The organism is Nocardia sp. NPDC050793, from assembly GCF_040654065.1.
In the GTDB taxonomy this organism is placed as follows: domain Bacteria; phylum Actinomycetota; class Actinomycetes; order Mycobacteriales; family Mycobacteriaceae; genus Nocardia.
In genome coordinates, this window is the sequence record NZ_JBFAHG010000002.1 from 141,043 (window position 1) to 158,234 (window position 17,192).

19 protein-coding genes are annotated in these 17,192 nt (G+C 67.8%); 9 read left to right on the plus strand and 10 right to left on the minus strand.

What is annotated here, in order from left to right; all coding sequences use genetic code 11:
• Positions 1-116: 116 nt before the first annotated feature.
• The 3 genes from AB0H50_RS06160 to mnhG are packed head-to-tail and all read left to right on the plus strand — an operon-like array spanning position 117 to position 1,232.
• On the plus strand, positions 117-638 hold the full coding sequence (locus AB0H50_RS06160) for a Na+/H+ antiporter subunit E (protein WP_357449314.1): 522 nt from the start codon (positions 117-119) through the stop codon (positions 636-638).
• A 4-nt stretch (positions 639-642) separates the two neighbouring features.
• Positions 643-903 (plus strand): monovalent cation/H+ antiporter complex subunit F, encoded by a 261-nt coding sequence (locus AB0H50_RS06165; RefSeq protein WP_357447694.1) that lies wholly within the window; start codon positions 643-645, stop codon positions 901-903.
• Positions 900-1,232, plus strand: a complete 333-nt coding sequence (mnhG, locus tag AB0H50_RS06170; RefSeq protein ID WP_357447697.1) for a monovalent cation/H(+) antiporter subunit G — start codon at positions 900-902, stop codon at positions 1,230-1,232. The genes AB0H50_RS06165 and mnhG overlap by 4 nt, the downstream gene beginning before the upstream one ends.
• Before the next feature lie 175 nt (positions 1,233-1,407).
• Here the strand turns inward: mnhG and AB0H50_RS06175 are convergent, their stop codons facing one another.
• The 8 genes from AB0H50_RS06175 to AB0H50_RS06210 all read right to left on the minus strand — a co-directional run bounded on the left by AB0H50_RS06175 (position 1,408) and on the right by AB0H50_RS06210 (position 7,351).
• Positions 1,408-1,605 carry a hypothetical protein gene (locus tag AB0H50_RS06175; RefSeq protein ID WP_357447700.1) on the minus strand — a complete coding sequence of 66 codons (198 nt, stop codon included), beginning with the start codon at positions 1,603-1,605 and terminating at the stop codon, positions 1,408-1,410.
• A gap of 145 nt (positions 1,606-1,750) precedes the next feature.
• A complete protein-coding gene (locus AB0H50_RS06180; protein ID WP_357447703.1) occupies positions 1,751-2,152 on the minus strand; it encodes a hypothetical protein in 402 nt (133 codons plus the stop codon).
• Positions 2,149-2,706 (minus strand): Rpn family recombination-promoting nuclease/putative transposase, encoded by a 558-nt coding sequence (locus AB0H50_RS06185; RefSeq protein WP_357447705.1) that lies wholly within the window; start codon positions 2,704-2,706, stop codon positions 2,149-2,151. Before AB0H50_RS06185 ends, AB0H50_RS06180 begins: the two co-directional genes overlap by 4 nt.
• A 244-nt stretch (positions 2,707-2,950) precedes the next feature.
• Positions 2,951-4,318 carry a DUF5933 domain-containing protein gene (locus AB0H50_RS06190; RefSeq protein ID WP_357447708.1) on the minus strand — a complete coding sequence of 456 codons (1,368 nt, stop codon included), beginning with the start codon at positions 4,316-4,318 and terminating at the stop codon, positions 2,951-2,953.
• A 70-nt stretch (positions 4,319-4,388) separates the two neighbouring features.
• Positions 4,389-5,531: a glutamate--cysteine ligase gene (locus tag AB0H50_RS06195; protein WP_357447711.1), complete on the minus strand. Its 1,143-nt coding sequence runs from the start codon at positions 5,529-5,531 to the stop codon at positions 4,389-4,391.
• 13 nt (positions 5,532-5,544) lie between these two features.
• Positions 5,545-6,234: a superoxide dismutase family protein gene (locus AB0H50_RS06200; RefSeq protein WP_357447714.1), complete on the minus strand. Its 690-nt coding sequence runs from the start codon at positions 6,232-6,234 to the stop codon at positions 5,545-5,547.
• A gap of 126 nt (positions 6,235-6,360) precedes the next feature.
• Complete coding sequence (locus AB0H50_RS06205) at positions 6,361-6,939, minus strand: LytR C-terminal domain-containing protein (protein WP_357447717.1); 579 nt, start codon at positions 6,937-6,939, stop codon at positions 6,361-6,363.
• 58 nt (positions 6,940-6,997) lie between these two features.
• Positions 6,998-7,351 carry a DUF3263 domain-containing protein gene (locus AB0H50_RS06210; protein WP_357447720.1) on the minus strand — a complete coding sequence of 118 codons (354 nt, stop codon included), beginning with the start codon at positions 7,349-7,351 and terminating at the stop codon, positions 6,998-7,000.
• A 330-nt stretch (positions 7,352-7,681) separates the two neighbouring features.
• On the opposite strand from AB0H50_RS06210, the gene AB0H50_RS06215 reads away from it, so the two are divergent.
• Genes AB0H50_RS06215 through AB0H50_RS06225 form a run of 3 tightly spaced genes read left to right on the plus strand, consistent with a single transcriptional unit; the run spans position 7,682 to position 10,097 of the window.
• On the plus strand, positions 7,682-8,272 hold the full coding sequence (locus AB0H50_RS06215) for a peptide deformylase (RefSeq protein WP_357447723.1): 591 nt from the start codon (positions 7,682-7,684) through the stop codon (positions 8,270-8,272).
• A complete protein-coding gene (locus AB0H50_RS06220) occupies positions 8,262-9,239 on the plus strand; it encodes a GNAT family N-acetyltransferase (RefSeq protein WP_357447726.1) in 978 nt (325 codons plus the stop codon). Before AB0H50_RS06215 ends, AB0H50_RS06220 begins: the two co-directional genes overlap by 11 nt.
• A 27-nt stretch (positions 9,240-9,266) precedes the next feature.
• Positions 9,267-10,097 (plus strand): exodeoxyribonuclease III, encoded by an 831-nt coding sequence (locus AB0H50_RS06225; protein ID WP_357447729.1) that lies wholly within the window; start codon positions 9,267-9,269, stop codon positions 10,095-10,097.
• Positions 10,098-10,119: 22 nt separating this feature from the next.
• Here the strand turns inward: AB0H50_RS06225 and AB0H50_RS06230 are convergent, their stop codons facing one another.
• Together AB0H50_RS06230 and AB0H50_RS06235 are read right to left on the minus strand one after the other, a co-directional pair.
• Positions 10,120-11,082, minus strand: a complete 963-nt coding sequence (locus tag AB0H50_RS06230; protein WP_357447732.1) for an oxygenase MpaB family protein — start codon at positions 11,080-11,082, stop codon at positions 10,120-10,122.
• A gap of 72 nt (positions 11,083-11,154) precedes the next feature.
• Positions 11,155-13,077, minus strand: a complete 1,923-nt coding sequence (locus AB0H50_RS06235; protein ID WP_357449316.1) for an acyl-CoA dehydrogenase family protein — start codon at positions 13,075-13,077, stop codon at positions 11,155-11,157.
• Positions 13,078-13,314: 237 nt separating this feature from the next.
• Here AB0H50_RS06235 and AB0H50_RS06240 point away from each other — a divergent pair, with 237 nt between their 5' ends.
• From AB0H50_RS06240 to fahA, 3 genes are all read left to right on the plus strand, one after another.
• Entirely contained in the window at positions 13,315-13,941 is a 627-nt protein-coding gene (locus tag AB0H50_RS06240) for a TetR/AcrR family transcriptional regulator (RefSeq protein ID WP_357447735.1), read from the plus strand.
• 196 nt (positions 13,942-14,137) lie between these two features.
• The gene (locus AB0H50_RS06245) at positions 14,138-15,334 is read left to right on the plus strand and encodes a homogentisate 1,2-dioxygenase (RefSeq protein WP_357447737.1); all 1,197 of its coding nucleotides are present in this window, start codon (positions 14,138-14,140) and stop codon (positions 15,332-15,334) included.
• The gene (gene fahA, locus AB0H50_RS06250; protein WP_357447740.1) at positions 15,331-16,512 is read left to right on the plus strand and encodes a fumarylacetoacetase; all 1,182 of its coding nucleotides are present in this window, start codon (positions 15,331-15,333) and stop codon (positions 16,510-16,512) included. Before AB0H50_RS06245 ends, fahA begins: the two co-directional genes overlap by 4 nt.
• Positions 16,513-17,192 lie beyond the last annotated feature (680 nt).

The following is a 17,192-nucleotide window of genomic DNA, read 5'->3' on the forward strand; positions in this document are numbered from 1 at the left end:
GAGCGAATCATGTGCCAGCGCGCCTCGCGCATGACGGAGCCGAGCGTCAGCGAGGCGCAGGCATGAGCGCGGGCGACGAGATCCGCGAACCGTCCGACGAGACCGGCACGCGGCGGATCGGTAGGGACAGCGTGGTCCGCGTCGGAGTACTGCTCTGGCTGGCCGCGGTCTATATGGCGCTGTGGGGCGACCTGAGCGTCGGCAACCTGGTGGGCGGGCTGGTGGTGGGCGCGCTGATCATGGTGGCGCTGCCGCTGCCCAGGATCCCGGTGAGCGGTCGGCTCAATCTGCTCGCCATGGCCGAGGCCACCGTGGTGTGCGCCTATTACGCGCTCGAATCCAGCCTCCAGATCGCATGGTTCGCGATCCGCCCCGCGCCGCCGCCGGTTTCCGGCGTGCTGCGGGTCGGCCTGAGCACGAAGTCGGACCTGGTGCTCGTGCTCACCACCGACCTGCTGAACCTGATCCCCGGCACCATGGTGCTGGAGATCGACCGGAACCGCTGCCTGGTCTACGTGCACGTGCTCGACGTCGGCAGCGACGCCGCGGTGGCGCGGTTCTACCACCAGACCCGCCGCCTGGAGCGGCTGCTGATATCCGCTTTCGAGCGGCCCGTCCTGAAATCCGACCGGAGGTGAACGCGTGACCGTTGTCGCCGTGCTCGCGGGCGTCCTGCTCGCGGCCGCCGCCGTCATCACCAGCTACCGCATCCTGGCCGGGCCGAGCACGCTCGACCGGGTTGTCGGGATCGACTCGCTGATGGCCATCGCGGCGTCCGGGCTCGCCGTGTGGGCCGCCTACACCGGCGACACCACGGTGCTGCCCGCCATCGTCGCGCTGGCGCTCGTCGGCTTCCTCGGTTCGGTTGCCGTCTCCCGCTTCCGCGTCAGGGACGACCGATGACGGCCTGGCAGTGGCTCGCGGCCGCGCTGATCCTGAGCGGCGCCGCGCTGGCCTGCACCGCCGCGATCGCCATCGTCCGCTTCCCCGACACCCTCACCCGCATGCACGCCGCGACCAAACCGCAGGTAGTTGGGCTGCTCCTGGTGCTCATGGGCGCGGCCATCGAGCTGCGCGGCAAGGGCAACGTGTGGTTGCTCGCACTGGTCGGCCTGTTCACGCTGCTCACCGCCCCGGTGATCGCGCACCTCATCGGCCGCACCGCCTACCGCGAGCAGCGGCACCGCGACGGACTGCTGCGCGTCAACGAACTCGGCGACGAGCTCGACTGAGAGGACACGGCCGCGCACTCCCTGAGGCCTCGTCAGCGCAAAGCCTGCGCTCAGCGACCGTCAGGCGAGGACGTCGTCGAGAGTGGTGGCCGTGATGATGCTTGCGGACGATGGATTCGGCAGGTCGGCGGCGCTATGGCTCGGCGATGAACAGTTTCCGCTCACCCGGTGTTGATCAGGCGAGGACGTCTTTGAGGGTGTCTGCGGTGAGGATGCGGCTGGTCCAGGTTCGTAGCTGGGTGGAGTTGCCGGCGTGGACGGTCTCGATGATCTCGGCGGGTAGCGACCCGAACTTGACGGTCAGCTGTTCGATCAAGGTTTCGACGCGCCCTTCGGCGCGGCCTTCGGCGCGAAGCCGTTCGGCGGTGGTCATGATGGCCTCCTTGGCTCGGGGACCGAGTCGATCGAAGGTGTTCTCGACGGTCTACGAGCCGGTCTGCTCCTTGCGCACGATGGATTCGGCAGGACGGCGGCGCTATGGCTCGGCGATGAACAGTTTCCGCTCACCCCGGTGTTGATCAGGCGAGGACGTCTTCGAGGGTGTCGGCGGTGAGGATGCGGCTGGTCCAGGTTCGTAGCTGGGTGGAGTTGCCGGCGTGGACGGTCTCGATGATCTCGGCTGGTAGCGACCCGAACTTGACGGTCAGCTGTTCGATCAAGGTTTCGACGCGCCCTTCGGCGCGAAGCCGTTCGGCGGTGGTCATGATGGCCTCCTTGGCTCGGGGACCGAGTCGATCGATGAGCGGTTCCAGGTCGGCTTCCTGGGTGTCGCCGACAAGAAGAATGTACGACGTGACGCACTGAAATTCATCTGTGCCGCCGGGACCGTCCAGGATGGCGTGCAGGTCCTCGATCAACGGCAACAACTCCACACCCAGGTCAGTGTTGCCGGGGACGATCTTGTGCAGGGCCAGCATCACGCGGGCGGCGGGGTCAGGTCGCGGGCGCGCAATGCGGGCAGGTCGAGGGCGGCTACGTCGTCCAAGAGGAATCGGAAGCGCGGCAGATGCGGACCCAGCGCCTCCCGGGCGGGCGGATCCAGATCGATGAGCTCGGCCAGCTCTGTCGGCGCAGTCCACCGGCGGCCGGTGTGGTTGCTGTGGACCACCAGCGGTACCACCGCGGGCAGGGTGCGGGTGTCGGGGTGCTCGCGCAGGTAGTGGTTCCAGATGCTGACCAGATAGTCCAGCATCCGAAACGGCATGAGCGGGTCGCTGCGGCTTTGGTGTTCGATCAGCAGGTAGATATAGGCGGTATACCCGTCCAGACGGGTCCGGAACAGCAGATCGCTGTAGCGGGAGCGCAGTTGCTTGGACACGAAACTGCCCGACTGCAGCTCGAGCCCCTCCCAATCCACCCGCGCGGCAACGGCTTCCGGCAGCACCGCACGCAACTCCGACGCCGCGTCGGTGGGTCGGCCCAGGACGTGCCGGAAATACGCGTCGTGCGAGTTCGAGGGCGGCGTGGCGGACATGCCCGCGAACCTACTCGCAACCGCTATCGCCAGGTGCGGGCATGACCGCAGTTCTATTGCGCTCACAGCGAATTCGGACATCCAGTGTCGCCCGATTCCGGGCTCCGCCCTCGGACGACACCCTCGTGGTTTGGTCCGCTTAATGCTGGAAGCGGAGAGCCTCGTGTTCGGTGGATCGACGCTCAGCGCAGCAGCCTCAGCGATCCACGAACCCAACGCCCGCCGGGATTCGCAAATCCACGGCTCAGCGCTCGACCGGCTCGACCTCACGCACCACGACCACATACTCCCGCTGCCCCGCGAACCACGTCGCGTGGAACGCCGCCGCCATACCGGCCAGCAGCGCCAGCACGATGGTCCCGGCGGGCACCGCGTATTCCGCCATCGGCACCGCCAGATAGCGATAGGACAGCAGCAGCACGGCCAGCACCGCCGCCCCGAGCGCAACGAGGCGGATACGGAACCACCCCCAGCCGCGCTCCGGCTCGCGCAGCGCGGATTCCACGGTCAGGCACAACACCGCGCCCGCGACCAGGTCGACGCCGTAGTGGTAGCCGAAGCCAAGGGTGGCGGCCAGCGTCGCGAGCAACCAGAAGGCGCCGCCCCAGCGCAGCCAGCGCGGCGCGGGCGACCCGTCGGCGTCACGGCGGGTGTGCAGGAAGACCGACAGCGCCCACGCGGTGTGCATGGAAGGCATGCAGTTGCGTGGAGTCGCCGCGTCGAAGGGCAGCGGCGCGGGATTGCGGTCGATCGGCGGGAGCACGCCAGGCCAGTAGTTGCCGACCTGGAGTCCGTTGCCGTCCGCCCCGAAGGCGAACATCGGCCCGACCACCGGAAAGAGCACGTAGACGATCGGTCCGATCAGCCCGAGCACCAGGAAGGTGCGAACCAGGTAGTGGCCCGGCCACCGCCCGGAGTCGACCACGCGCCGCAGCTGCCACACCGCGACCACGATCGCGGCCACCGGCAGCTCGATGTAGACCCAGTGCAGCACGGCGTAGACGACCGGTCCGAGCGTGTCGACGACCCGGCCCATCACCCAGGACGGATCGCCGAGCGCGTGATCGGCCAGCATCACGTACTCGTCCAGCACGTCCGGACTGCTCATCACGGTGATGTGCAGCCAGACGTCGCCGACCTTGGTGGCCAGGATCAGCAACGCGCCGAGGGCGGCGGCGTGCAGCGCGTTGCGCCGCTCGACGCCGGTCCAGCGCAGCCAGGCGATCAGGGCCAGTGCGGTGAGCACGATCACCGGACCGTTGCCCACCGTGGGCGCGTCACCGGAAAGCAGACGCGCGCCCGCGCACACCAGGTCGATGATCACCGCCGCACCGAGCGCGACGAGCCTGCGCTGCATCGAGATACCGACCAGCGCGAGGATCAACCCGGCCCACGGCAGCGACATCGATTTCGGCGTGCCCGCGTAATCGCGCCACAGGCTTTCCAGCGGACCCTCGAATCCCCGCTGAAAGGCGACGATCTGGAGCACGATCAGCAACGTGGGCACCGACGCGACAGCCGCTGTCACCCAGACCCGGGACGGCGGTATCTTCAACCGCCGCACCACACTTCCTACGCTGGAACCCGGGTCTTCGACAAGCACGTCGACCATAGTAAACGGGGGATGAACGCCGTCCCCCTGACCAGCTGAACGTCAGACGACCGCTCGCAGTAGCGAAACGCTACTTGTCGAGCTCCTTGACGAGCGCGTCCACCACCGCGATCAGGTCTCCCTGGGTCGCGGCGGCCACCTTGCGCTGGCGCTGATAGGACGCTCCACGCTGGGGTATCTCCGCGACATAAGACAATTCGTCGGAGCAGCCGAGCCGCTTGGCCGTCGGTTCCAGCCGGTTGAGCACGTCCGTCAGGTCGTCGGTGACCAGCCGCTCGGTGTTGTCGGAATCTGTGATGACAATCGCATCGAGGCCGTAACGCGCTGCCCGCCACTTGTTCTCCTGAACATGCCATGGCGGTAGCGATCCGAGGTCCTCGCCCTCTTCGACGCGGCGGTCGAGATCCACGATCAGGCAGTGGATGAACGCTGCGAGCGAGGCCAATTCGGCCCTGGTGGAGATGCCGTCGCAGATTCGCACCTCGATGGTGCCCCATTTGGGTGCAGGCCTGATGTCCCAGTGCATGCCGCCCAGCTGCTCGATGACACCCGTCTGCATCTGGTCGTGCACGAAATGCTCGAACTGCGTCCAGTTCTCGAACTGGAACGGCAGTCCCGCGGTAGGCAGCTGCTGGAACATCAGTGTGCGGTTGCTCGCGTATCCGGTGTCGGAACCGGCCCACATCGGCGAGGATGCCGAGAGCGCGAGCAGATGCGGGTAGGTGAGCAGCAGCGAGTTCAGGATCGGAAAGACCTTCTCCCGGTGCGAGACTCCCACGTGCACGTGTACGCCCCAGATCATCATCTGGCGGCCCCACCACTGGGTGCGCTCGATCAGCTCGTCGTAATGCGGCGAACGGGTCAGCTGCTGCGCCGACCACTGGGCGAACGGGTGGGTGCCCGCGCAGAACAGATCGACGCCGAGCGGGTCGGCGGCGCGGCGCACCGTGTCCATCGTGCCGCTCAGATCGTCCACCGCGGCGCCGACGGTGTCGTGCACGCCGGTGACGATCTCCACGGTGTTGCGCAGCAGCTCCTTGGTGACCTGCGGAGTGCCGTCCCAGGCCCGCAGGTCACCGACGGCATCGAAGACCGCTGCCGCGGTGTTGGACAGGTCGCGCGTCACCTTGTCGACGAGCGCGACCTCCCATTCGATGCCGATGGTCGGCCGGGGCGAACCTGGAAATGGAACTTTCTCGATTGCCCCGCCCATAACGACACCTTGTCTACTGGACTACACCGCACGCAACGCGGCCGCCCGCGTCACCGGTCGCCAGTGTGTTGTCGTCCGGGCCTGCCACGCCGTCGGCACGGACGTAACGATTGGGAATGTTGCCGAAGTTGTCGGCATCGGCGTGGATGATCAACGCCCGATTCTTCAGATCGTCGAGGGTCACCGTGTCGGTGGTGGTGACGAGCTTGCCCTGGCCGTCCGAGCGGACCTGCAGCGAGGTCAGATCGCCGCTGGCCGGGTGGGCGTTGGCGCTGCCCACCTGGAGGTGGCCGCCCGCCGAGAGGAAGTCACCGGCCGCGCCGCCCGTGGGCGCCACCGAGTTGGCCTCGCACTTACCGACCTGGTGGAAGTGCAGGCCGTGGAAACCCGGCTTGAGGCCGTGCGCCTCGACGGTGACCACGAGGTGGTTGCCGTCCTTGGCGATGTTCGCGGTGGCGACCGAGCTGCCGGAGGCGTCCTTCAGCTCGACCTTGGTGCCCGGGTCGGTGGCCGGGCTGCCGTGCTCGGTTCCGGTCCCCTGCCCCTCGGCCGGGGCGGAGGCACCGGTCCACATCGGCGGAGTGGTTCCCTTGACGTCGCTCGACTCCTGGCTGTTCGTGCAGGCAGCGAGGCCGAAGACCGCGACCGCAAGCACCGGGGTCACAGTCCGCCAGGACGGGCGACGAGTTGTGGACGGGGCCATCGGGGAACTCCTTTACGAGTACCGAGTTTACGAGTAAAGCTGGGTGAACACTGTCGTTACCGGACAAGATGATGCCACGCCCGCCGTGTCGCGCCTCGAAGGGGCCGGGCGCGCCGCGCTCCTGTCTCAGTTACCCGTCAAAATGACGAGGACACCCGGAGAACCGTCTCCGATTCCCGCCGACTTGGGCGCGGCGGTCGCGCCGAGCTGCGTGGCGATCACCATCGCAGCCTCCCGTTCGCCAGCCGTATTCCCGTAGTACACAGTCGTTTTCGCGATATTGCCGCCCGCGTAGTTGCCCGGCGAGACATTGGTCCAGCCGCTCGCCGACAACTCCTCGGCGGTACGGGCGGCCAGACCGGGGACCAGACTGTTGTTCAGTACGCGCACCGGCACGGCCCGATCGGCCGTCGCCGCGGGCGCGCCAGCGGTCGTCGTCGGGGCGGCCGACGTGGTGGGCGCGTCGGTCGTCGGCGCCACCGTGGTCGACGCCACCGTGGTCGGCGCGGCCGTCGGCGCGGGCGCGGCCGAGGTGACCTGCTGGGCCGCGGTGGCCGAGGACGACTCCTCGGCGTTCGTGCCGTCGGAATCGGAACTCGACAGCGACATCGCGCCGAGACCCGCGAAGACGATGGCCAGCGCGATCAACACCATCGCCAGCGCGCGCAACGGTGGCCCGCCGGAGGTGGGATTGGTTTGACTCACGCTGTCGACCCTAGTCGCATATCGGGTCCCACTGCCTGCATCACGACCCGAAGACGTGTCATACCTGGAAACCGAGACGCCGTGCGGCTCTGGCCTTCTGCCTGCTCGCGCGAAGCCTGCGCAGCCGCTTCACCAGCATCGGATCGACGGCCAGCGCTTCCTGCCGGTCCACGACGGCGTTGAGCACCTGGTAGTACCGGGTCGGTGACATACCGAACAGTTCGCGGATGGCCTCTTCCTTGGCGCCCGCGTACTTCCACCACTGCCGCTCGAAGGCCAGGATCTCGTGTTCGCGGCGGCTGAGGCCGCTGCCGTCGTCCTCGGCCTTGGCCGAAGCGCCCGCCGTCGTCTCCTCACTCGCGGAAGAGCTGTCCTGGATCGCGGAAAGATTCCGAGCCGCTGCGCCGTCCATCTCGCTCCCTCGCCGAGTTACCACCAGACGAAAAATGGTGCTTGTACGTCGCGGATCATTCAACCACGCGCCAACGGGGATGCTCCCCTTCGTCCCGGCGTGTTGACAACGCCCAGGTAGGCGTACCTCCGCATGCGCTCCGGCCATGCGCAGTCCGAGGACGGACCTCGTCCAGCAGCGCCTGTCGGGCGTAACCTTCGCTCCGGCCATGCGCAGGGCTGTCGACGGACTGCGTCCGGCAGCGCAGGTAGGCGTACCTCCGCATGCGCCCCGGCCATGCGCAGGACTGTCGACGGACCGCGTCCGGCGGTGTAGGTAGGCTTCGTTCCCATGGCAATCCTCCCCATCGTGATCGTCGGTGACCCCGTGCTGCACAACCCGACCGAGCCGGTCACCAAATCACCGGAGGACCTTGCCCCGCTGATCTCGGACATGTACGAGACCCTGGACGCCGCGAACGGCGTCGGGCTCGCCGCCAACCAGGTCGGGGTGTCGCTACGCCTGTTCGTCTACGACTGCCCGGACGTCGGTGCCGACGGCGAGACCTACCGGCGCCGCGGCGCGGTGATCAACCCCGTGCTGGAGACCTCCGAGATTCCGGAGACCATGCCGGACCCCGACCACGACGAAGAGGGCTGCCTCTCGGTGCCCGGCGAGCAGTTCCCCACCGGCCGGGCCGACTGGGCGCGGGTCACCGGCACCGACGAGCACGGCGAGCCGGTGTCGATCGAGGGCAACGGCTTCTTCGCCCGCATGCTCCAGCACGAGGTGGGCCACCTCGACGGCTTCCTCTACGTGGACGTGCTGATCGGCCGCAACGCGCGCGCCGCGAAGAAGTCGATCAAACGAAACGGCTGGGGCACACCGGGTCTCAGCTGGATTCCGGGTACCGTTCCCGATCCCTTCGGACATGACGACTGAGCCCGCCCCCGCGCAGATCCCGCTCGGCCGCCGGGTGGTGATGCGCTACGAACTGCCCGCCGGGTATCCCCAACCGCTGACCGACGTGATCGGCGAACTCGTTTCGCTGGATCCGCCGACGGTGCGCGGCGCCGACGGCCGGGTGGTCTCGGTGTCGCCAGACCGGGTGGTCGCACTGAAAGCCATCGGGCCGAGGCCGATTCGGACCAGAGAGATCAGAGCGCTCGAGGCGGCCGCGGCGGACGCGTGGCCTGGCGTCGAGAGCGCATGGCTCGACGGCTGGCTGCTGCGCGCCGGGCACGGCTACACCAATCGCGCCAATGCGGCTGTGCCGCTGGGGGATTCCGGACAACCCGCAGAACTCTCCACCGACACCCTGCATCGCATCGGCGAGTGGTACACCGCGCACGGCCTGCCGTTGCAGCTGCTGCTGCCCGATCGGCTCGCCCCGGTGCCGCCCGGCTGGCGCACCTGGAACGAAACCCTCGTGCTCGGCATCGACATCACCAATTTCGTACTGCCGCAAGGCCCGCCGATGGTGCGGATCGCGCAGCACCCCGACGAGGCGTGGCTCAGGCTGCACCGCTATCGCGGCGAAGAGCCTGCGGCGCAGCATGTTCCGGAGCCGGTGACCGAGGTGCTGACCGCCGTGCACGAGGGCGAGCTCGGTTTCGCCTCGCTCGGACTGCCGAGCCCCATCGCCATCGGACGCGGCGCGCGCACCACCGCGCCGGACGGTCGCCGCTGGATCGGGCTCACCTGCGTCGCGGTGGCCGCCGAACACCGCAGGCACGGCTTGGCCACCCTGGTCTGCGCCGAGCTGATCCGCTGGGGGCACGAGCGCGGGGCCACCCACGCCTACGTCCAGGTGTCGGCCGATAACGCGAGCGCGCTCGAGCTCTACCGCGGCCTCGGTTTCCTGGACCATCACGGCTATCGCTACGCGGCTCCGCACGGCGGAGAATAAGACTCGACGGCAAGAGGAAGGCATTTCGTGCGTCTGGCGACTTGGAACGTCAATTCGATCCGCTCCCGTCTCGACCGGGTGGCGGCCTGGCTGGACCGCCAGGACATCGACGTGCTCGCCATGCAGGAAACCAAGTGCCGCGACGACCAGTTCCCGTTCGAACGCTTCGAGGAACTCGGCTACGAGGTGGCCCACCTGGGCATCAACCAGTGGAACGGTGTGGCCATCGCGTCGAGGGTCGGCCTGGATGACGTGGAACTCGGCTTCCCCCATCAACCCGGTTTCGACAAGGACGCGGGCGAATCCCTCATCAGCACACCGGTCGTCGAGTCGCGTGCGCTCGGCGCGACCTGCGGCGGCGTGCGGGTATGGAGCCTGTACGTGCCCAACGGCCGCACCCTCACCGACCCGCACTACACCTACAAGCTCGAATGGCTGGAGACGCTGCGCGACAACGCGGCCGCCTGGCTGACCGATGACCCGCAGGCCAAGATCGCGCTCGTCGGCGACTGGAACATCGCGCCGACCGACGACGACGTGTGGTCGCCCGCGTTCTTCGAGGGCAAGACGCACACCTCCCAGCCCGAGCGCGACGCGTTCACCGCCATCGTGGACACCGGTTTCGCCGACGTCATGCGGCCATTCGCACCTGGACCAGGCGTCTACACCTACTGGGACTACACCCAGCTGCGCTTCCCGCGTAAAGAAGGCATGCGCATCGATTTCGTGCTCGCCTCCCCCGCCCTCGCCGCCGCCACCACGGACGCGGGCGTCGATCGCGAGGAGCGAAAAGGCAAGGGCGCCAGCGATCACGCCCCGGTCATCGCCGAATTCGACATTCCCCTAGAGCGCCGCTGACGGCGGCGGGGAGGGTGCTGCGTCAGCCCGCCGACGCGTTGCCGCGAGTGGCGCGGCCGTAGCGTTCGCGGGCCTGTCGGGGGGTGACCGTGACGGGGTGCTGCGGCACCCCGGCGGCGAGGTGTTCCCGGTAGAGGCGCGCGGTCATCGGGCCGAGGAAGCTGCCGAGTACGGCGAGTTTCGCCCGCTCGTTGCCGAGCACCTCGATCGCGGCTCGCATCGGCAGCCGGTAGGCCGCGTCGACCAGGGCGGGTTGATCGAAACCACCGGTCGACCGCATCCAGGCGGGCAGCGTGGCGATGGCGGCCGGTGCGACAAGCCGGCTGCCCGCCCATAGCTTGAAGCCGCGGTCGCGCGGGGTGTGCAGCAGGTAGTGCATGCCGCGGTGCGCGCGTTCGGAGCTGCACAGCGTCGGCCGGACGGCGGCGAAGTACTCGCGGACCTCAGCGCGCGAGGACGGCACGTCGGCGGCCTTGCAGGTCTGCAACTCCGCGGCGATCACGCATTCGGCCCAGTAGCGCCGCTCCTCCTCCGGCGAAAGCGGCCCGGGTCCGTAGACCTCGTAGCACTCGAGCACCGAATGCCAGCCGGTCACGTGGATCCACAGCTGCGACGCGGGATTGTTCGCGCTGTAACGCTTTCCGGTGATCGGCTCGATGCCGATCGCCTGCGCGTGCACTGCCATCAGGTGCTCGGACGCCTCGATGGCCATCCGGCTGTCGGCGACGGCCGCGATGAGGAAGTAGGCGAAGGTGTGGTCGAGCCTGCCGGTCGGATCCTTGTAGATGCCCTCGACGTCGGCGACCGCCGCGGTCAACGCCGGGTCGAAATGCTCGAGAACCACCGAGCGCTGGAAGCCGATGACCGCGGTCGGCGCGGTCCAAACCTTCCACGTCGGCGAATCCGGGCCGAAGAATCCGTAGTCGACCTCCCGGATAGTCCGGGCGGGCGCGTCGAATTGCGGCCGCGTTGCGGTAGCGGTCATCGTCTGCTCCCTTGCATGCGATGCTCCGGCTTTGCCGGAGATTCGTTCCTGGTGGTGATCGGGGCCATGCGCCTACGGGTTCATGGCGTAGGTGCCCGCGTGCGCGCGAGCCTCGGCGAGCACCTTGTCGAAGCGGGCGGCATCGGTTGCCGGGCGGCGAACCAAGTCCAGTGCCCGTGCCTGCTGCGCTTTCGTCGCGTTCGGCTTGCTGTGCAGGGCGAGCGCGTTCTTGGCGAACTCCCGCACGAAGACGTCGAAGAGCTGATCGAGCACGGCGGCGTCGGCGCCATCGATCGCGGCCTGTTCGAGGATCAGCTGCGCGTACGGGATCGCCGTGAACAGCTCACCGATCGCAAAAAGGAAGTCCACGTCGCGCTGCTGTTCGGCGGTGGGCTCGGCCACCGTCAGCAGCGTCTGGAAGGCGAGCGCCTGCTCCAGGAACACCGCGACGTTGGGCACGTGGGCGAACTTCTCGAAGACCGGACGCCAGTCGGCGAAGCGGATGCGGCCCAGACCCGCGCTCGGCCCCTGCCGGAACAGGAATTCGTCGTCCGTGGCGTCGCGGCGGGTCGGCACCTCGGGATACTCCGCGGCCGCCAGTTCCGCGCGCAGCTTGGGCACCGCCGCGCCCGCCCGCGGTGCGAGTCTGCGACTGGACCAGCTCAGCGCCGAGGACACCACCCGCACAGCGACTTTGGGTGCTACCGCGGCCCCGGGCAGCACGCGCAACGCGGCCAGCCCGGCATCGGACGGATGGAACATGTAGTTGGCCAAGAACTTCAGCGACAGCGCCATGTTCACGTGTACCGTGCCCTCCAGGCGCGGCAATCCGAACAGGCCGAGCATGGCCATCGGAAAGTACATGTCGTTCTCGAAGCCGCGGGCGGCGATCACGTCGGCGAGATCCTCGATGACGCGCTGACCCTGGCGCGTCACGGTCATCTTCTCGATCGCGTTGAACAGCAGGTAACGCCGGTCTTCGGGGTACGCGGAGCGCAGGTAGTCGATGGCGCGCTCGCTGTAGAGCTTCATGCCGATCAGCCGCGCGTATGAGTCGGTCAGCAGCGAGCGCACCTGCGGGAACTCGGTCACCCGGTGCCCGAACAGGATTCGGTTCTCCGCGTGCGTGATCGACTCGTAGAAGGCGTGTTCGCAGGCGCCGACCGCGCCGAAGCCGAGGTTGAACTTGCCGACGTTGACGGTGTTCATCGCGGCGTGGAATGCGGCCTCGCCGCGATGCAGCACGTCCTCCTCGGCCACCGGATAGTTCTCCAGATCGAAAGCGGCCACGTACATCTGACTGTCCACCACATTGCGGCGCAGCTTGTAGTTCTTGTGCTTGCTGTCTGCGACGAAGAACAGATACCCCTCGTAATCCTCCTGCGCCGGTTTGACATTCAGCGCCTGTGCGCTGTCGATGATCGGCTTGTCGGCGCGCCGGCCGAACACCGAGACCATGCCCGCCAGGTTGCCGTTGCCGATGTAGTGCTTGCCGCCGGTCGCGGTGAAGCCGCCGCCGCGCTTCGGCTTCAGCACCATGTCGGTGGAGTACACGTCGGCGCCGTGCTCCTTCTCCGACAGGCCGAACGCGAAGATCTCGCCGGAGTCGAGCAGCGCAGCGGCGCGCTGCTTGGCGGCCTTGTTGTCGCTCTGCCAGATCGGGCCGAGCCCGAGGATGGTGACCTGCCAGACGTACCAGTAGGACATGCCGTAAAAGCCGAGGATCTTGCTCATCATCGCGATCCGGCCGGTGTCCCAGCGCTTGTTCGGATCGCCGTTGGCCTCGGCCGCCGGGGTGAGGAAGGTCGCGAAGACCCGCTCACGCTTGACGAAGTCGAGGAAGTCGGAATACCAGACGCGCTCGCGGTCGTCCCGCTTCAGCGCCGCCTTGCCGCGCCTTTCGAACCAGTCGACCGTGGCGCGCAGCAGTCGCCGGGTCTCGGCGTCGAACTCGGCGAACTCGCAGGTCTTCGGGTTGAACAGGGTGCCGGTCATCGGTGACTCCTCGGCCGTCTCGGCGGCGCCCGGCATCCGACCGGGCCACTTCATTCGCGACCGTAGCATTATTATTCACAAATGTAGGAAACTGGCGAGGGCCTGCCCCGTCACCTGCCCCTGGCAGGTACTCTTGTGCGGAGTCGGCGCACGAGCGGCCCCTGCGTTCCCGTTGCAGGTACTCAGCCAGAGAACCACGCCAGAGCAGGTACACCTGCTCACGCTATGTTGGTGCCCATGGGTACCGAGCAAGCCGTGCGAACGCGTCAGCGCGCGCGGCACCTCGGACCGGAACGCCGCCGCCCGCAGGTGCTCGACACGGCGCTGGCCATCGCCGTCGAGCACGGCGTCGCGTCGGTCACCATCGCCGCCGTCGCCGAGCGGATGAACGTCACCAGGCCGGTGGTCTACGCCTGCTTCGCCGATCGCGTCGCACTCATCCAGGAACTGATCCGCCGCGAGGAGGGCCGCCTCCTCGAAGGCCTGCTCGAGGCCACCCCGCGCCGCGCGGTCGACGCGGGCGAGACCGTCTTCGTCGAGGGCTTCCAGACGCTGCTCGAGATCGCCGCGGCCCGGCCGGATTCGTGGCGGCTGCTCTACGGCAATCCCGATCCCGCCGTTGCGGATTCGTTCGGCCGTGGCCGCAAGCTCGCGGTCGAGCGGTGCACCCAGCTGCTGCGTCCCACACTGCGCGCGTGGGGCACCGAGGACGCCGAACGGAAGCTGCCGATCCTGGTGGAACAGTGGGTCTCGGCGGGCGAGGGCGCGGTGCGCTCACTCCTGGCCGACGAGGGCGACTGGACGCCGCAGACGCTCGGTGCGTTCGTCGGCGCCGCGGTCTATCGCGCGTTGCGCCAGGCGTAGCGCGATTTCGGACGCGGCTCGCTCGTCCGATATTTCTCCGACTGTTCCGTCCTGGTGTCGTCGAAATGCCATCAATCAGCGCGATACATCGACGGATTTGTGGCACGGGCGGGCGCGTTTCCCGATCGGCGCGGGCGTCGGCTCACTACGATGGAGATCGACTGATCCGACCAGCGATCTGGCGGGAGGTGCGAGCATGGCGTTCTATCGGCAGGTCGGCGCGGTGCCGCCGAAGCGGCACACCCAGCACCGCGACGAGCACGGCAAGCTCTACTACGAGGAGCTGATGGGCGAGGAGGGCTTCTCCGGCGATTCCGCGTTGCTCTACCACCGCGGACTGCCGCCCGCCATCGTCGACGCCACGGTCTGGGAGCTGCCGGACCAGACGACGACGCCCAACCATCCGCTGCGCCACCGGCATCTGCGCCTGCACGATCTGTTCCCCGGCGACGTCGCGGCCGAGACCGACCCGGTGACCGGCAGACGCCTGCTGCTCGGCAACGCCGACGTGCGGATCTCCTACGTCGCGGCCAAGGGCGCATCGCCCTTGTACCGCAACGCGATCGGCGACGAATTGGTGTACGTGGAAGCGGGCGAGGCTACCCTGGAGACTGTCTTCGGCACGCTGCCGGTCCGCCAGGGCGACCAGGTTCTCATCCCGCGCGCCACCACCCACCGCTGGCTGCCCGCCGGAACGGAGCCACTGCGTGGGTATGCGATCGAGGCCGCGAGCCACATCACGCCACCCAAGCGCTACCTGTCGAAATTCGGTCAGCTGCTGGAGAATTCACCGTACTGCGAGCGCGACCTGCACGGCCCGGACACTCCGCTGCTCGAATCCGGCACCGACGTCGAGGTCCTGGTGAAGCATCGGGCGAGCGGCCGGGTGGTCGGCACCCGCATGGTCTACGCGACACACCCGTTCGACGTGGTGGGCTGGGACGGGTGCCTGTACCCGCTCACATTCAACATCGCCGACTTCGAGCCGATCACCGGACGGGTGCACCAACCGCCGCCGGTGCACCAAGCGTTCGAGGGGATCAACTTCGTGGTGTGCAATTTCGTGCCGCGCAAGGTCGACTACCACCCGCTGTCGATTCCCGTGCCGTACTACCACTCCAATGTCGACTCCGACGAAATCATGTTCTACTGCGGCGGAAACTACGAGGCGCGCAAGGGTTCCGGGATCACGCAGGGTTCGGTGTCGGTGCATCCCGGCGGCTACGCGCACGGACCGCAGCCCGGCGCCTACGAGCGCAGCATCGGCATCGAGTTCTTCGACGAACTGGCCGTCATGGTGGACACCTTCCGCCCGCTCGAGCTCGGCGAGGGCGCGCTGGCCTGCGAGGACCCCACCTACGCGTGGACGTGGTCCGGGCGGGGTCCGCAGTGAAAACCCGCCTCGACGTGCCGGACGATTCGCTGTTCGGTCTGGAAAACCTGCCCTACGGGGTGTTCGCGCCCGCTGGCGGCGAACATCGGGTCGGCGTGCGAATCGGTGATCGGGTCATCGATCTCGCTCTGGCGCTGGAGGATTCGACCTTCGCCGCAACGGACCTGAATCCCTTTCTGGCGCAGGGTCCGGCGCGCTGGCGCGAGGTGCGCGAGCGGGTGCGTGAACTGGTCGAATCCGAGATACCCGGCGAGGCGGTGTATTCCCTCACCGACGTGTCGCTGGCGCTGCCGATAAGCGTCGGCGACTACGTGGACTTCTACGCGAGCATCGACCACGCCACCAACCTCGGACGCCTCTTCCGCCCGGATGCCGAACCGCTGCTGCCGAATTGGCGGCATCTGCCGGTCGGCTACCACGGCAGGGCAGGCACCGTCGTTGTCTCCGGCACCGATGTCGTTCGGCCGAACGGCCAGCGCAGAACCGACTCGGGCGCACCGGATTTCGGACCTTCCCGGCGGCTCGACATCGAGGCCGAACTCGGCTTCGTCGTCGGCGTCGGTTCCGAACTGGGCAGGCCGATCGATATCACCGAGGTCGACAACCACCTGTTCGGCGTGGCACTGGTCAACGACTGGTCGGCCCGCGACATCCAAGCCTGGGAGTACCAGCCGCTCGGACCGTTCCTCGGCAAGTCGTTCGCGACCTCGCTATCGGCTTGGGTAACGCCGCTGGCCGCCCTCGACGCGGCGCGGATAGCACTGCCGGAACAGTCCCCGCCGCCACTGCCCTACCTCGCCGCCGATCAGCCGTGGGGGCTGAACATCGACCTGACCGTGCGCTGGAACAGCCACATCGTCACCCATCCGCCCTACGGACGCATGTACTGGTCGCCCGCGCAGATGCTTGCGCATTTGACCGCCAACGGTGCCGCGACCCGCACCGGCGACCTGTTCGCCTCGGGAACCATCTCCGGTCCGGAGCCTGGACAGCGTGGATCGTTCATCGAATTGTCCTGGGGCGGAAAGGAACCCGTACGCGTCGGAGAAGACCTGCGGACGTTCCTGGAGGACGGTGACGAGGTGGTTATCACCGCGTCCGCTCCTGGTCCGGGCGCTGCCCGCCTTGGACTCGGTGAAGTGCGCGGGCGAATTCTGCCTGCCCGCGATCGGTTCTGAGGGGGGTCGCCCGGGCCGGCTGCGCCTGCGGGCCTGGCTTCGGGCTTGGCACGGCGCGTGCATGTGGTCGGCGGTTTCCAGTGCTCACGGTGTCGCAGTGGGTGTGCCTGCGCAGCATTTGGTTTGGAGCTCGGCTCGGTGTTGTGTGGCGCGTGCGGTTGGTCAACGGCGCCCAGCGCTCACCGTTCGTAGTGGTGTGCTCGCCCAGCGTTTGGTTTGGAGCTCGGCTCGGTTTCGTTCGGCGCATGCGGTTGGTCGACGGCGCCCAGCGCTCACCGTTCGCGTGGTGCGCCTGCTCAGGTTTCCGCTCGAGCCGGGCTGGTTTTGTGCGGCACGTGCGTTTGGTTGCCGGTTCCCGGGGTTCACCGCTTGCAGTGGGTGCGCCTGCCCAGGTTTTCGCTCGAGCCGGGCTGGTTTTGTGCGGCACGTGCGTTTGGTTGCCGGTTCCCGGGCTTCACCGCTTGCAGTGGGCACACCTACCCCATGTTTTCCTCCAACGGTGCTGGGCGCCTCGCCAGCGGTACCCGGCTTACCTCCCGCTATCGAGAGCGCAAGCCGGACTTCCAGCCCGGTCAACCGGCTGTGGTTGCCTCTAGAGCCCGGTATCGAAATGAAAGCCCTTTCCGTGTCAACTCCGCAACCACCATTTCTCTCCCGTCGATAGAGAAATGGTGGTTGCG